This window comes from Kangiella geojedonensis (assembly GCF_000981765.1).
Classification (GTDB): Bacteria; Pseudomonadota; Gammaproteobacteria; order Enterobacterales; family Kangiellaceae; genus Kangiella; species Kangiella geojedonensis.
Window position 1 is genome coordinate 1,049,887 of sequence record NZ_CP010975.1, and the last position, 14,584, is coordinate 1,064,470.

Below are 14,584 nucleotides of genomic sequence, written 5' to 3' on the forward strand. Positions count from 1 at the left end.
CGGGTCAGCCTTAAAGGGATCAGACCTGATAAAATGTTTAATTGCGTTATAATGTGGTTTTAGTAACGAAAGCGTAATTAACTAAAAGTTGTTACAACAGAAATAGTTAGGTAGGTATATGGCTAAAGGTACAAAATATAAAGCACGTCCTATGGACGAAGATGGTTTTATTCATTACACCGACGAAGAGCACCAGATCTGGAGCGAGTTAATGGCTCGTCAGGAGAAGCTTATCGAAGGTCGTGCCTGCCCTGAGTATTTCGAAGGCCTTGAAAAAATTAACCTGCCTCATGATCGTATTCCGCAGCTTGAAGAAGTGTCTAGTGTATTGCGTAAAGAAACGGGCTGGGAAGTGGCTTGGGTCCCTGCGTTAATCAACTTCGATAAGTTTTTCGCGCTTTTAGCAGATAAAAAGTTCCCTTGCGCGACCTTTATTCGTACTCGTGAGGAAATGGACTATTTACAAGAGCCTGATGTGTTCCATGAAATCTATGGTCACACAGCTATGTTAACTAACCCATATTTCGCTGAGTTTACAGCAGCTTACGGCAAGCTTGGCTATGAAGCGAGTAAAGAAGATCGCGTCTACTTAGCTCGCCTATATTGGTTTACCGTTGAGTTTGGTTTAATTAATACGGGGCAGGGCGATCGTATTTATGGTGGTGGTATCTTGTCATCAATTGGCGAAACTCCTCATAGTTTGGAAGATCCAGAAGTAATTCGTGCACCGTTTGATCCAATAGAAATGCTTCGTACGCCATACCGTATTGATATCATGCAACCGAAGTACTTTGTGATTGAAGACTTTAAACAGCTTTTTGATTTAGCCAATGGCGATGTGATGGGGATGGTAAAAGAGGCCAAGCGCCTTGGTTTACGCGAGCCCCTTTATCCACCAAAGGAAGAGCAAAAAGCTAGTTAGGCCCTAAATCGTTATTTGGCAGCCCGCGAGATTGTGAAATGTCGTGGGCTGTTGCATAATAGAGGGATAGTTAAAGCCTTGAAATTGCTTTAAATTTTTATACTTATGTTATTGAAATTAAATAAACAACTCATCCCAACGTTTATCGTTGCGGCACAAATACGCGCTCAATGGAGCAAAGCGTAGGAATAGCTATTTTCAAATTAATTTGGTCTTTTGATCGTTAAAGTTGCGTATTGAGTTCGTTTAATCACTGAAGAGAACATCTCGAGAACTGATAAGCAGGATCAAAAGGAACGTAATTCCACCTCACAATGAGGAGTTTATAAATGACTGATACTACTTTTAATCCACTTGGAACTGACGGTTTTGAGTTTGTTGAATATTCTGCACCTGATGCTGCTGGCGTAAAAAAACTAAAAGAGCTTTTTGAGCTGTTAGGTTTTACTGAAGTGGCAAAGCACAAATCTCAAGAAGTCTTCTTGTATCGCCAAGGCGACATTAACTTCTTAATTAATGCTGAAACAGACGGTTACTTTAATGAGTTTAGCCAACAGCACGGTCCTTGTGCATGTGCCATGGCTTGGCGCGTAGAAGACGCTCAAAAAGCCTATGACTACGCTGTTGAGCAAGGTGCTAAGCCGTTTGATAAAGAAGAGCACAGCGCTCACCCAGGCGTTTACGGTATTGGGGGTTCGGTACTGTACTTCGTGGATAAGTGGGGTAAAGAGAACAACATTTATCAAGACGACTTCAACTTCTATGATGGCGTTGATGAGTTCCCACGTGGCATGGGCTTACAAACTCTTGATCACTTAACGCACAACGTTAAGCGTGGTGGTATGGATGTGTGGGCGACTTTCTATGAAAACATCGCGAACTTCCGTGAAATTCGTTATTTCGATATCGAAGGTAAGCAAACAGGCTTATTCTCAAAAGCGATGACAGGGCCGTGTAACAAGTTGCGTATTCCAATCAACGAATCAGCAGACGACAAGTCTCAGATCGAAGAGTACTTAAGAGAATACAATGGTGAAGGTATTCAACATATCGCACTATCAACGGAAGACATTTACGGCACCATCGAGAAGCTTCGTGAAGGCGGTATGGAGTTCATGGACACGCCTGAAACCTATTACGACATGATCCCTAAGCGTATTCCTGAGCACCATGAAGATGTCGATAAATTACGTAAAAACCGCATCTTGATCGATGGTTCTTTGGATCACGAAGAAGGTATCTTGCTTCAGATTTTCACTAACACAGTGATTGGTCCTATTTTCTTCGAGATCATTCAACGTAAAGGTAACCAAGGCTTCGGCGAAGGAAACTTCAAGGCGTTGTTTGAGTCTATCGAACTAGACCAACAGAAACGTGGAGTAATTTAACATGCGTAAATGGATTGCTTTCCCGCATAAGGAAGGAACCATTTCTCGCCAAGCACACGCTGATCTACCTGAAGAAGCACCCTATGAGCGTGAGGCGGGGCGAAGCGGTTTCTTTGGCCCAACGGCTCACTTTCACCACAAGAACCCGCCAACGGCGTGGGAAAAGTGGGAAGGCCCGTTGCGTCCACGCGCTTTTGACCTGAATGAGTTGGATAAAAATTCCAACTCGCCTTGGGGTGCAGAGAGCTTGTTATACAACGCCCATTGCCGTTTCCGTATTTGGAACTGTAATGAAGCCATGATGAATTTGGCGCGTAATGGCGATGGTGATGAGTTGTTCTTCATCCACAAAGGCCAAGGTGACTTGTTCTGTGATTATGGTCATATGGAAATTCGTGAGGGCGACTATGTGGTCGTTCCTCGCGGCACTATGTGGAGAATCGAGCCACAAGAGCCTATGACGATGTTATTAATCGAAGCCACTAACGACAGCTACCAATTGCCGGATAAAGGTTTGGTCGGCCCGCAGGCGATTTTTGACCCTGCGATGTTGGATGTGCCAAGCATTAATGACAAATTCAAAGCGCAACAAGACGACACGCCATGGGCTGTTGAGATTAAGCGTCGTGGTCAGCTATCACGCGTGCAATATAACTATTCGCCATTAGACGCGATAGGTTGGCACGGTGATTTATCGGTGGTGCGTATTAATTGGCGTGATATTCGTCCGTTAATGTCACACCGTTACCACTTGCCACCATCAGCACATACTACGTTTGTCGCCAGCCGTTTTGTGGTGTGCACTTTTGTGCCAAGACCGATTGAGTCGGATCCAGGTGCCTTAAAAGTACCGTTCTACCACAACAACGATGACTTCGATGAAGTCTTGTTCTATCACGCCGGAGACTTCTTCAGCCGTGATAATATTGATGCTGGTATGGTCACCTTCCACCCATCGGGCTTTACTCACGGACCACATCCAAAAGCTTTCGAAGCAGGGCGTAAGCATGCTAAGAAGGAAACGGACGAAGTGGCCGTGATGTTGGATACGCGTGATGCGCTGGAAGTTGGTGATGCGATGGCTGGGGTTGAAAATCCAGAGTATTGTAATAGTTGGAAAGCCTCCGAGTAACGAGTAATGGTCTTTTCTGGCTTATACGTTGTTATTTAGCGTACTCAGTGAGTCATGTATTATTCATACACTCCTCACTTCCGTGCGCTAAATGCCTCGTCTAAGCACGAAAACCCTCATTACTTGCAATAGGCCACGCTAATCAGCTGGCCTAAGCAGTTGAATTTAGTGTTGTTGGTGCCATATCCATTGGTATCGACAACAGAATTAACAAAGAATTAGGATGTAGATAATGAAATTAGCTACTTTAAGAGATGGTTCTCGTGACGGTCAGTTGGTTGTAGTCAGTAATGATCTTACAAAAGCAACTAAAGTTGACTACGTTAAAACATTACAAGCGGCCCTAGACGATTGGGATGCTTTCAAGCCAAAGCTTGAAAAGACTTATCAAGAGCTAAATGACGGTCAAATTTCAGATGTCATGGATTTTGATCAAGGTGCTTGTGAGTCACCACTTCCACGTGCCTATCAGTGGGCTGACGGCAGTGCTTATGTGAACCACGTTGAATTGGTACGTAAGGCGCGTAACGCTGAAATGCCAGAAACTTTCTGGACTGATCCATTGATGTACCAAGGCGGCAGCGACACCTTCTTAGGCCCTCGTGACACAATCAAGATGGCGAGTGAAGAGTATGGTATCGACATGGAAGCAGAAGTTGCCGTTATTACGGGCGACGTGCCGATGGGTGCTTCTGCTGAGCAAGCGGAAAAAGAAATTCGTTTATTGATGACGGTTAATGATGTCTCATTACGTAATTTAATCCCAGGCGAGTTGGCGAAAGGCTTTGGTTTCTTCCAAGCAAAACCGTCATCAGCATTTTCACCTGTTGCAGTAACTCCTGATGAGTTAGGCGATAAGTGGGACGGTAAAAAAGTTTACTTACCATTAATTACACACTTGAACGATAAAGAGCTTGGTCACCCAGATTGTGGTGTGGACATGGTGTTTGACTTCCCAACGTTGGTTGCGCATGCTGCCAAAACACGTCCTCTTTCAGCGGGCACTATTGTGGGTTCTGGCACGATTTCAAACAAAGACCGCTCGGTTGGTTCTTCATGCCTTGCAGAAGTTCGTATGCTTGAAATCATCGCTGACGGTAAGCCTTCAACACCATTTATGCAGTTTGGTGATCGCGTCACTATCGAGATGTTTGATGAGAATAACCAGAGCATCTTCGGACAGATTAACCAAGTTGTAGAAAAGTACGAAGCATAAGAAATAGATAAGGAGAGGGTTTATGTTGAAGCTTTATAGTTACTGGCGCTCTACGGCGGCTTACCGCGTAAGAGCAGCTCTTAATATTAAGCGTTTGTCATATTCCATTATACCCATACATTTGGTCAAAGATGGTGGCGAACAACATAAACCCGAATATGCTGAAAAAAACCCACAGGAGCTAGTGCCGTTACTAGACGATAATGGCAAGCTCTTGAGCCAATCTATGGCTATCTGTGAGTACATAGATGAAGCCTATGATGGGCCTAAATTACTTCCCAGTGAACCTTTCCTAAAGGCTAAAGTCAGAAGTGTATGCCAGGTCATTGCTTGTGATATTCACCCCCTAGATAACTTGCGAGTATTGCAGTATTTGAAGGGGGAGCTACAAGTTAGTGATGAGCAAAAAACAACATGGTATGCGCATTGGATTCTAAAAGGATTCGCAGCTCTTGAAGAGACGTTAACTGAATACAAAGCGCAAGGGCCTTTTTGTTTTGGCGAAGATTTAACATTGGCTGATGTGTTTTTGGTGTCACAAATGTACAATGCTCGACGATTCGATGTTGATTTATCGGACTTCCCACGTTTGGTGGAGATCGAAAAGCACTGTTTGACTCTGGATGCTTTTAGAAATGCGACCCCTGAATCGCAGCCTGACGCTGTTATTTAATAGTGAAATACACTGACATAGTTTGCGAAAGAGAGAATTAATGAAATTTAAAACGACAAAAACATTGCTTGCGCTAAGTATTGCTACTTTGACCTCTGGGTCTATCGCTGCTCCTTATGAGATTGTTGATTTGGGCGGTCTTGGAGGCGACACAAGTGTCGCGAATGATATTGACTCAGCAGGGAATGCCTTTGGCTACGCAGACGCTGAAGTGGTAGACGGGACAAGTGATTTTATTACTCACGCAGTTCAGTTCGATGAAACCCAGGGAAATATCGATTTAGGTTCTTTGCCTGAAGGAACCGAAAGCTATGCCGTTGGCGTTAATGACTCTATGGTTGCCGTCGGTTACTCCAATGAAATTACAGAGGAAGAGAATGATAATGGGCAGCTGATTAAGGTGATAAATCATCATGCTGTGTTTTTTGAAGGTGGCGTAGTAACAAAGTTTCCTGAGTTTGCTAACTATAGTTCACCCGTAGCGCTCGATATTAATAACAGCCAAATGGCTATATTAACCGGTAAATTTGACGCTGATACTACTGATGAAGCTAGTGGTGTGGATCGTGGCGCCGTTTACGATAGACAAAATGATACTTATCAGGTTGTTGAACCGTTTGCTGCCGGTACTGATAGACGGTCTTATATTACTGATATTAATAACTTAAATGATATTGTTGGTTTTGCTGATAAAGAAGTTGGCGAAACTATACAGATAGCTTCGTATATCGCCAATACATCAGATATAACTAATCGTGTTGAAATAGAAACTATTGACAACAGAGCAATTTTTGCAATGGCGATTAATGACTCTAAGGAAGTTGTCGGGAGTATGTTTATCCCAAATTCAAGAGGGCAACGAGAAGCGTTTTATATAGATATGTCTGATGCAAATCCGCAGATTGAATTTCTAGGATTCTTTGATAACGCATTCAACGACTCAAGAGCTCGTGATATTAATAATTTGGGACAAATCGTTGGTCGCGCATTAATATCTGTCCCTACGTTAGGTGAAAATGGCGCTTTCCTTTACGAGGATGGTGAAATGAAAAACCTTAATGAATTAATAGCATGTGACTCTGGCTGGACCTTAACGGAAGCTAGAGCTATTAACGACTCTGGTCAGATAGTTGGTGTCGGCACTGTCGATGGAGAGGTTCGTGCTTTTCGCTTAGACCCGACTGGTGAGCCAGTCGAAGACTGCGGCGATAGTAACCCACAGCCTAGTGACGGCGGTGGTAGTGTTCCAGCAGTATTGTTAGCCTTATTGGCGGTAGTTGGTTTAAGAAGACGCTTTTCATAAAGTTAACGACTAATCGTTCAATAAAAAAGCCTCCGTATTGGAGGCTTTTTTATTTCCGCAGTATAAGAGTATTACATGTTTGGATAGTTCGGGCCACCAGCACCTTCAGGCGTAACCCAGGTGATATTTTGGCTTGGATCTTTAATATCACAGGTTTTGCAATGGACGCAGTTTTGAGCGTTAATCACAAATTGTGGGTTATTACCCTCGTCATCGCGAACCACTTCATACACGCCAGCAGGGCAGTAGCGTTGTGCTGGCTCGTCATATTTTTCTAGGTTGACATCAATGGGGATTGACTTGTCTTCTAGCTTTAAGTGGACAGGCTGATCTTCTTCGTGGTTTGTATTGGACACAAACACAGAAGACAGCTTATCAAATGATAACTTCCCATCTGGCTTTGGATAGTCGATCTTCTTGCATTGATCAGCTGGTTTCATCTGGGCGTAATCTGGCTTTGGATCGCTTAGCGTCCAAGGCAGCTTGCCGTTAAAGATATTCAAATCAATAAAGGCGTAGGCAGACCCTAGGAAGTTGCCCCACTTATGTTGTGCTGGACCAAAATTACGTTGTTGATGAAGTTCTCTCCAAGCCCATGAAGCCTTATAGTTTGCTTCATATTCAGTTAACTCATCATTCGCACGGTCACCGCCAAATGCAGCCATAATGGTCTCTGCTGCAATCATTCCAGACTTCATGGCGGTATGCGTACCTTTGATCTTTGCGAAATTCAAGGTTCCCGCATTATCTCCTATCAATATCCCGCCCGGAAAAGCCATCTTAGGCTGTGATTGCAAACCGCCTTTAGTTAAAGCGCGAGCACCGTAAGAAATCCGCTCTCCACCTTCTAGGTATTGCTTGATAACCTTTTGGTGTTTATAACGTTGGAACTCATGGAATGGGCTGACATGTGGGTTTGAATAGGAGAGGTCAGTGATTAGGCCAACCACAACTTGATTGTCTTCAATGTGATACAAGAAGCCGCCGCCTGCAGATCCTGATTCACTCAAAGGCCATCCTGCGGTATGAACCACCAATCCTTCTTGGTGTTGTTCGTCAGATACTTTCCAAAGCTCCTTGATGCCGATGCCATAATGTTGCGGCTCTTTACCTTGGTCAAGGTTGAACTGACTGATCAATTCTTTACCGAGGCTACCTCGGCACCCTTCAGCAAAAAGAGTGTATTTTGCATGTAGCTCCATGCCCGGCATGTAACCGTCTTTTTTCTCACCATCTTTGCCGATACCCATATCGCCAGTGGCAATACCTTTGACCGATCCGTCTTCGTTATAGAGAACCTCTGATGCAGCGAAACCAGGGAAAATCTCAACGCCTAAAGCTTCAGCTTGTTCGGCCAGCCAGCGACACAAGTTACCTAAGCTAATGATGTAGTTACCATCGTTGTGCATTGTTTTCGGAACAAAGAAATTTGGTACCTTAGTCGCTTTGTCTTCATTTTTCATGAGGTAGATGGTATCGCCAGTAACTTTTGTCTTAAGTGGCGCGCCTTTTTCTTCCCAGTCCGGAATCAGTTCGTTAAGCGCAGTAGGCTCAACGACAGCCCCCGATAAAATATGGGCCCCAACTTCAGAACCTTTCTCTACTACACACACCATCAATTCTTTATCGTTCTCGATGGCGAGTTGGCGAAGCTTAATAGCAGCAGAAAGACCAGAAGGGCCTGCACCCACTATCACAACGTCAAATTCCATAAATTCGCGTTCCACCTAGATCTCCTCTTAAAATTGATTAAAAATCATTCAAAATATGGCTAAAATCACGATCAACTATTGACCTTAAGCCAGTAAAACGTCACCATTACGCCCTATTTTACAAAAGATAGGCGCCTAGATCGTCTATATTTGGCAGAGATTATACATACGATAGGGTTTTCATGAAAATTCTAGTTGCAATAAAACGAGTAATTGACGCGAACGTAAAGGTTCGTGTAAAGCCAGACAATAGCGGTGTGGAAACTGCTAACGTAAAAATGTCTATGAATCCATTCTGTGAGATTGCTGTTGAAGAAGCGGTTCGCCTGAAAGAAAAAGGCATTGCTTCTGAGGTTGTCGCAGTATCTATTGGCAACCAACAATGCCAAGAAACATTGCGTACAGCATTGGCACTAGGTGTTGATAAAGCTATCTTGGTAAAAACTGATGATCAGTTAGAGCCATTAGCAGTATCAAAAGTATTGAAGAAAATTGTTGAGCAAGAGGGGCCTGAAATGGTGCTTCTTGGTAAACAATCTATCGATGGTGATAATAACCAAACCGGCCAGATGCTTGGTGCATTGCTAGGTTGGGGCCAAGGTACTTTCGCTTCAGAAGTTGAAGTCGAAGATGGCAAAACTAAAGTAACTCGTGAAATTGATGGCGGCTTACAGACTATTGAGTTAAAGCTACCAGCAGTTGTGACGACTGACTTACGTTTAAACGAGCCTCGCTTCGCATCGCTTCCAAACATTATGAAAGCGAAACGTAAGCCTCTTGATGAAATCGCACTAGCTGATTTGGGTGTTGATACTGCGAACCGTACAGAAACCTTGAGTGTAGAAAATCCACCTGAGCGTAGCGAAGGTATTAAGGTTGAGACGGTAGCTGAGCTAGTAGATAAATTGAAGAATGAAGCGAAGGTGATCTAAATGACGACTTTAGTAATTGCAGAGCACAATAACAGCGAATTACAGGCTTCTACTTATAACGCTATCGCTGCAGCGAAGCAGCTTAGTGGTGAAACGGTCGTATTAGTAGCTGGTCATGACTGTCAATCGGTGGCCGATCAAGCGGCTAAAGCAGAAGGCGTTGATAAGGTTCTATTGGCTCAGGCCGAGTTCTTAGAGCACTTATTAGCGGAAGATGTCGAAAAGGCTGTGATGGCTCAGGAAGGCGACTACTCGCACATTCTAGCGCCAGCTTCGACGTTTGGTAAGAACATGATGCCACGTATCGCGGCTTTGTTGGACGTGCAGCAAATCTCAGACATTATCGCTGTAGATTCAGATGATACTTTTAAACGTCCTGTGTATGCAGGTAATGCTATTGCTACCGTAAAGAGTAACGATGCCAAGAAAGTAATTACTGTTCGTGCCACAGCGTTTGATGCATTAGCTACTGAAGGCGGTTCTGCTTCCATTGAGAATGTAGATTCTGGCTCACACACTGAACTAAGCAACTATGTAGGCGAAGAGTTGACGGAATCTGAGCGTCCTGACTTAGGCACAGCAAGCGTTGTAGTTTCTGGTGGTCGTGGCATGGGTAACGGCGAGAACTTTGAAATGCTAGAAACATTGGCGGACAAGCTGGGTGCCGCTGTAGGCGCATCGCGTGCAGCAGTTGATGCTGGTTTTGTTCCTAATGATTACCAAGTAGGCCAAACGGGTAAAATCGTTGCCCCTGAATTGTATATTGCCGTAGGTATTTCTGGCGCGATTCAGCACTTGGCGGGTATGAAAGACTCAAAAGTTATTGTCGCTATCAACAAAGACGAAGAAGCGCCTATTTTCCAGGTAGCAGATTACGGCTTAGTTGAAGATTTATTTAAAGCGGTACCAGAGTTAATTGACGCTCTGTAATTTCTTTAAAAGTAAGATATAAAAAAACCGCCGTTTGGCGGTTTTTTTATGCTTAAGTATTTCTTGGTCTTTAACTAGGCTGCGTTAGTAGATTCAAAGATTTTGTCTGCACTTGCTGCAACAAAACCTTGGTACAAGTCACCGTTATCCATAGCGAACCGTTCAGCAAACTCGTAGAAACAGGAACGAATAGGGTGTTTACCACCATTGAATTCCCAGTCAACGATATTCGCCATTGTTGCACTTTGCTTTAAACAAACGTCTTCATTACCTTTGATTTCGCCGCCACTCGTATTTAACTCGAATCCTTTGTCTTTCAGGAATTGATTTACAGTCTCAATGTTTTTCATATCACGTAATTTATTGACTGATACGGTGAAGTGGTTCGCTCGAAGGCCAAAAGCTGCCAACCATGCTGCATATTCACTTTCTTCAAGCAAGCGCTCGTAAGCTTCACGAGTAATTTTACCCCATGGACGAGAAGGGAGCGTTAATCCGTCTTTGCGAATATTCCAATTGGCTTCTGCAATCAGTCCACGGCAAAACATTTGTAGCTCTGCTGAAAACTCTTCAAGCAATAACTCACTGACAAAAATCTTAGGTGCATCTTCATCGCTTTCATGTTGGAAATGCTTTGCGTAAAGCTTTTTCTCTTCAAAGTGATATTCGCCAGCGGCATAGTAACCAAATTGTTCTAGGTGCTTACCGATGTTTTCCAAATTGATCGAGCCTTCGTTAAAAGTACGAAGCGCAATATGATCATTGATAATAGTGTCATCGCCAAGCGCTTTGAATTCTTTATGAATTGCCTCAGCGTCAGGTGTGATCGCTAGATAATCGTTCCACAATGCGTCAAATAGAGCTTTGTGATTTTGGGTAGACATAATTCTAAAAACCTACTTATTTAAATGTTTCTTTCATGAAAGTGGTAAGAGGACAGACCAATTGTACAATCTTTGGCCTGTCACTTTCAAATATTTGGCTGCTTATATGGCGATATGTTCTGCGATTTAAAGGTCTTTTACATTTTTCATAAAGTGTTTGAAGACACCAGGAGTCGCAGCAAGGATGCTTTTCGACTTTTCTTGGTGTGGATTACCTTTTATGTCTCCAACAAATCCGCCTGCTTCTTTAATGATTAAAATACCAGCAGCCGTATCCCATTCGCTTAAACCAAACTCCCAGAATCCATCTAAACGGCCTGCAGCTACGTATGCTAAATCCAGCGATGCAGAGCCAGCGCGACGCATATCAACACATAACGGGAAAATGGTTTCGAAGTAACGCATATAATCGCCAAGATCTTGATGGCCACGGAACGGAAAGCCAGTCGCTAGAAGAGCAGTATCAAGTTTTTTCTTGTCACTAACACGAATACGAGTGTTATTAAGTTGGGCACCGCCGCCATTAGAGGCTGTAAAACACTCGTCTTTAATCGGATCGTAAACAACTGCAGCAAGTGTTTTGCCTTTTTGCTTTACGGCGATTGATATGGCGAAATGTGGGATGCCTTGTAGAAAGTTGGTTGTGCCATCGATTGGGTCGATAATCCAAACGGTGTCGCTATCGCCGTGCTGGCCACTTTCTTCAGCAAGGATCGCATGATCAGGATAGCTGTATTTGATGGCATCAATAATGATTTCTTCAGCTTGCTTGTCGATATTACTGACATAGTCGTTAGGTCCTTTGCTTTGTGCAATGATCCGCTCACGATTCGCAAACGCTTTCGCCACAAAATTTCCAGCACGTTCTGCCGCGCGCACGGCAATGTTTTTGTACGCATTCATATAGATACCACCAAAGTCAAAGAACAGTTCTGTAAGAACAGAGTCCATATTGGACAAATAATGAGCATATGCTCGAAACGGAGCGAATAATAGCAAATGTTGTGGATATTAAGAAGTCCCCAACGCAGTTTTTTCACGCTTTTTGTTCAATTAAACTGACAGCAGCGACCAATTAATAGTGGGGTTATGGGAAATGCTCTGCTACTATACCTTCTTGTAAATTATCGACTTTTTCACGTGAATGACTGAACAAACGCTACCATCAAACACTCCAGATATATTGCACAACATCAAGATAGTGCTTTGCCAGACGAGTCATCCAGGCAATATTGGCGCAGCTGCAAGAGCCATGAAAACCATGGGTTTGAAGCAATTAGTGTTGGTTAATCCGAAACAATTTCCTTCGGAGGAAGCTACAGCTCGCGCGTCAGGAGCTACCGATGTTCTGGACAATGCGAAAGTTGTCGCTTCGCTAGAAGAGGGTATTGATGATTGTCGGTTGGTGATTGGAACCAGCTCCCGTAACCGAGCATTACCTTGGCCTCTTGTAGAGCCTCGTGAAATTAAAAGTATCATCGAGCGTGAACCGACAGCCCTGCCTATGGCGATTGTGTTTGGTCGTGAAAGCACTGGGTTACTGAATGAAGAATTACAACTTTGTCATTATCACGTTAATATTCCCGCAAATCCCGACTATATGTCGCTGAATTTGGCTGCTGCGGTTCAGGTTATATGTTATGAATGTCGGTTATTAGCCTTAGGGCTACAAAGTTCGTTACATTCAGCCGATGCTATTGAAGAGGCAGAAGCCGAAGTGAGCGGTGAGCGTAAGGCGACAGTTAAACAGACGGAAGGCTTATATCAGCATTTTGAAAGTGTGATGACCGAGACTGGCTTTTTCGATCCAGCTGAACCAAAGCTTCTCCCGGCGCGGTTACATCGTCTTTTTGCAAAAGCACAGCTGACAGAAGCCGAAGTCAATATTATGCGCGGATTCTTAGCGTCCATGACTAAGCACATAAAGTACAAATCCAACAATACTGACAAGAGCGATGAGGATTAATGATGTTTTCTCGAATCAAAGAAGACATTAAAAGCGTGTATCACCGCGATCCAGCGGCACGCAATAATTTCGAAGTTTTGACGAATTATCCAGGGCTTCATGCTATTTGGGTACATCGTGTTGCGCATAAACTATGGAATGCCAACTGGAAGTGGTTGGCCAGAACTCTATCAACCATAGCGCGTTGGTTAACGGGTATCGAGATACATCCAGCGGCAAAAATTGGGCGTCGCTTCTTTATTGATCACGGCATGGGCGTAGTCATCGGCGAAACTGCCGAGATTGGTGATGATTGCACGCTTTATCATGGAGTCACTTTAGGGGGCACCAGCTGGAAAGAAGGTAAAAGACACCCAACCTTAAAAAACGACGTGGTGATTGGTGCTGGTGCTAAGGTTTTGGGCCCTATTACTCTTGAAAGGGGCGCTCGAGTTGGCTCGAATGCTGTAGTGGTTAAAGACGTGCCTGAAGACACGACGATGATTGGTATTCCTGCACGCCAAGTCAGCCGCCAAAAAGATGCTGAGCAAACGGTATTTGAAGCTTATGGCATCAGTACCCAACAGCAAGATCCTATTTCTCAAGCTATTCGTAGTCTACACGAACACTCTCGCGCTCTCGAAAAACAAATGGAGCTTATTGCCTGTGCTTTGAAGAAGCAGGGTATCGATTGCGCTGAGCTTGACCTTCCTGACGTTGAATGTGACGAATTGACTCGTTTTGACCTTAAAGATCCTGATGGTGTGTATGACGAGGGACAGCATGATGATGCCACCCCCGAAAACACGTCTAAAAAGCCCGACAAGCGGTTTTGATGATTTCCTAAGCTATTGATTTCCTTTAATGAGAATCAGTTGCATTTAGTTGAGTAAAATACTGGGTATTTATACTTATGCAACTGGTCTTTTCGATTAGTTTATCTAATTCTTTGTTTGATAATACTATATTTATCAATAGATTATCCCTTACTTCTGCTCTGCTGGTCACTGCTTGCTAAAGTTGACTAAAATAGTCGGGTATGAGATCATTAAGTTATCGAAGTAAAGGTACTGATATGAAGTTAAGCACCAAGGGTCGATATGCTGTAACAGCGATGCTGGACTTAGCATTGCACACAGGCAAGGGCCCGATAACACTGGCAGAAGTCTCTGGAAGGCAACACATTTCGTTGTCGTACCTAGAGCAACTGTTTGCACGACTGCGCAAGGCCAACTTGGTTGAAAGCGTTCGTGGGCCAGGCGGTGGTTATGAGTTAAAGCGCCCAGCGACACAAATTAGTATCGCAGAGGTTGTTTTAGCGGTAAACGAACCCATTACTGCCACGCGCTGTAATGGTAAAGGCGATTGCCAAGGTGGCGATGTCTGTTTATCACATCAGTTATGGTCAGAGTTAAGTGACCAAATTTATCAGTTTTTGAGTGGGATAACGTTAGATCATGTTATCCAACGAGATTTTGTTCAGCAGGTAGCTGAACGCCAAAATGTGCGCTTCCGTGAAGAAGACGTCATTGCTTTTGGTTAATTTT

Annotated in this window: 14 protein-coding genes; 11 read left to right on the forward strand and 3 right to left on the reverse strand. The window is 43.8% G+C overall.

Translation table 11 applies throughout. The features are described 5' to 3' along the window. Positions 1-118 precede the first annotated feature (118 nt). The 6 genes from phhA to TQ33_RS04675 all read left to right on the forward strand — a co-directional run bounded on the left by phhA (position 119) and on the right by TQ33_RS04675 (position 6,634). Positions 119-922, forward strand: a complete 804-nt coding sequence (phhA, locus tag TQ33_RS04650; RefSeq protein WP_046561021.1) for a phenylalanine 4-monooxygenase — start codon at positions 119-121, stop codon at positions 920-922. Between the two features lie 329 nt (positions 923-1,251). Further along, the gene (gene hppD / locus TQ33_RS04655) at positions 1,252-2,310 is read left to right on the forward strand and encodes a 4-hydroxyphenylpyruvate dioxygenase (protein WP_046561022.1); all 1,059 of its coding nucleotides are present in this window, start codon (positions 1,252-1,254) and stop codon (positions 2,308-2,310) included. Between the two features lies 1 nt (position 2,311). Beyond that, a complete protein-coding gene (locus tag TQ33_RS04660; protein WP_046561023.1) occupies positions 2,312-3,442 on the forward strand; it encodes a homogentisate 1,2-dioxygenase in 1,131 nt (376 codons plus the stop codon). Positions 3,443-3,674: 232 nt separating this feature from the next. Continuing rightward, positions 3,675-4,658, forward strand: a complete 984-nt coding sequence (locus TQ33_RS04665; RefSeq protein ID WP_046561024.1) for a fumarylacetoacetate hydrolase family protein — start codon at positions 3,675-3,677, stop codon at positions 4,656-4,658. A 22-nt stretch (positions 4,659-4,680) separates the two neighbouring features. Further along, positions 4,681-5,331, forward strand: coding sequence for a maleylacetoacetate isomerase (gene maiA / locus TQ33_RS04670; RefSeq protein WP_046561025.1), 651 nt, complete (start codon positions 4,681-4,683; stop codon positions 5,329-5,331). 40 nt (positions 5,332-5,371) lie between these two features. Further along, entirely contained in the window at positions 5,372-6,634 is a 1,263-nt protein-coding gene (locus TQ33_RS04675) for a DUF3466 family protein (RefSeq protein ID WP_046561026.1), read from the forward strand. A gap of 71 nt (positions 6,635-6,705) precedes the next feature. Here TQ33_RS04675 and TQ33_RS04680 read toward each other — a convergent pair whose 3' ends face one another. Next, complete coding sequence (locus TQ33_RS04680; protein WP_046561027.1) at positions 6,706-8,361, reverse strand: electron transfer flavoprotein-ubiquinone oxidoreductase; 1,656 nt, start codon at positions 8,359-8,361, stop codon at positions 6,706-6,708. Between the two features lie 167 nt (positions 8,362-8,528). On the opposite strand from TQ33_RS04680, the gene TQ33_RS04685 reads away from it, so the two are divergent. Then, the gene (locus TQ33_RS04685) at positions 8,529-9,278 is read left to right on the forward strand and encodes an electron transfer flavoprotein subunit beta/FixA family protein (RefSeq protein ID WP_046561028.1); all 750 of its coding nucleotides are present in this window, start codon (positions 8,529-8,531) and stop codon (positions 9,276-9,278) included. Next, positions 9,279-10,208: an electron transfer flavoprotein subunit alpha/FixB family protein gene (locus TQ33_RS04690; RefSeq protein WP_046561029.1), complete on the forward strand. Its 930-nt coding sequence runs from the start codon at positions 9,279-9,281 to the stop codon at positions 10,206-10,208. It begins immediately after the preceding gene. 74 nt (positions 10,209-10,282) lie between these two features. On the opposite strand, the gene TQ33_RS04695 is transcribed toward TQ33_RS04690, so the two are convergent. Both TQ33_RS04695 and TQ33_RS04700 read right to left on the reverse strand, forming a co-directional pair. Next, positions 10,283-11,092 (reverse strand): DUF1338 domain-containing protein, encoded by an 810-nt coding sequence (locus TQ33_RS04695; protein WP_046561030.1) that lies wholly within the window; start codon positions 11,090-11,092, stop codon positions 10,283-10,285. A 126-nt stretch (positions 11,093-11,218) separates the two neighbouring features. Next, complete coding sequence (locus TQ33_RS04700; RefSeq protein WP_046562309.1) at positions 11,219-11,995, reverse strand: inositol monophosphatase family protein; 777 nt, start codon at positions 11,993-11,995, stop codon at positions 11,219-11,221. A 241-nt stretch (positions 11,996-12,236) separates the two neighbouring features. Here TQ33_RS04700 and TQ33_RS04705 point away from each other — a divergent pair, with 241 nt between their 5' ends. The 3 genes from TQ33_RS04705 to TQ33_RS04715 all read left to right on the forward strand — a co-directional run bounded on the left by TQ33_RS04705 (position 12,237) and on the right by TQ33_RS04715 (position 14,580). Continuing rightward, positions 12,237-13,058: an RNA methyltransferase gene (locus TQ33_RS04705; protein ID WP_071841092.1), complete on the forward strand. Its 822-nt coding sequence runs from the start codon at positions 12,237-12,239 to the stop codon at positions 13,056-13,058. 2 nt (positions 13,059-13,060) lie between these two features. Continuing rightward, positions 13,061-13,873, forward strand: a complete 813-nt coding sequence (gene cysE / locus TQ33_RS04710; RefSeq protein WP_084617051.1) for a serine O-acetyltransferase — start codon at positions 13,061-13,063, stop codon at positions 13,871-13,873. 239 nt (positions 13,874-14,112) lie between these two features. Next, a complete protein-coding gene (locus TQ33_RS04715; RefSeq protein ID WP_046561031.1) occupies positions 14,113-14,580 on the forward strand; it encodes an Rrf2 family transcriptional regulator in 468 nt (155 codons plus the stop codon). Positions 14,581-14,584 lie beyond the last annotated feature (4 nt).

What these genes read in the sequence shown, in the direction of transcription:
- TQ33_RS04685 (WP_046561028.1), top strand. Translation starts at nt 8,529, where the DNA reads ATGAAAATTCTAGTTGCAATAAAACGAGTAATTGACGCGAACGTAAAG.
- hppD (WP_046561022.1), top strand. Translation starts at nt 1,252, where the DNA reads ATGACTGATACTACTTTTAATCCACTTGGAACTGACGGTTTTGAGTTT.
- cysE (WP_084617051.1), top strand. Translation starts at nt 13,061, where the DNA reads ATGTTTTCTCGAATCAAAGAAGACATTAAAAGCGTGTATCACCGCGAT.
- TQ33_RS04715 (WP_046561031.1), top strand. Translation starts at nt 14,113, where the DNA reads ATGAAGTTAAGCACCAAGGGTCGATATGCTGTAACAGCGATGCTGGAC.
- TQ33_RS04690 (WP_046561029.1), top strand. Translation starts at nt 9,279, where the DNA reads ATGACGACTTTAGTAATTGCAGAGCACAATAACAGCGAATTACAGGCT.
- TQ33_RS04675 (WP_046561026.1), top strand. Translation starts at nt 5,372, where the DNA reads ATGAAATTTAAAACGACAAAAACATTGCTTGCGCTAAGTATTGCTACT.
- TQ33_RS04660 (WP_046561023.1), top strand. Translation starts at nt 2,312, where the DNA reads ATGCGTAAATGGATTGCTTTCCCGCATAAGGAAGGAACCATTTCTCGC.
- TQ33_RS04705 (WP_071841092.1), top strand. Translation starts at nt 12,237, where the DNA reads ATGACTGAACAAACGCTACCATCAAACACTCCAGATATATTGCACAAC.
- TQ33_RS04695 (WP_046561030.1), bottom strand. Translation starts at nt 11,092, where the DNA reads ATGTCTACCCAAAATCACAAAGCTCTATTTGACGCATTGTGGAACGAT.
- maiA (WP_046561025.1), top strand. Translation starts at nt 4,681, where the DNA reads ATGTTGAAGCTTTATAGTTACTGGCGCTCTACGGCGGCTTACCGCGTA.
- TQ33_RS04665 (WP_046561024.1), top strand. Translation starts at nt 3,675, where the DNA reads ATGAAATTAGCTACTTTAAGAGATGGTTCTCGTGACGGTCAGTTGGTT.
- TQ33_RS04700 (WP_046562309.1), bottom strand. Translation starts at nt 11,995, where the DNA reads ATGAATGCGTACAAAAACATTGCCGTGCGCGCGGCAGAACGTGCTGGA.
- phhA (WP_046561021.1), top strand. Translation starts at nt 119, where the DNA reads ATGGCTAAAGGTACAAAATATAAAGCACGTCCTATGGACGAAGATGGT.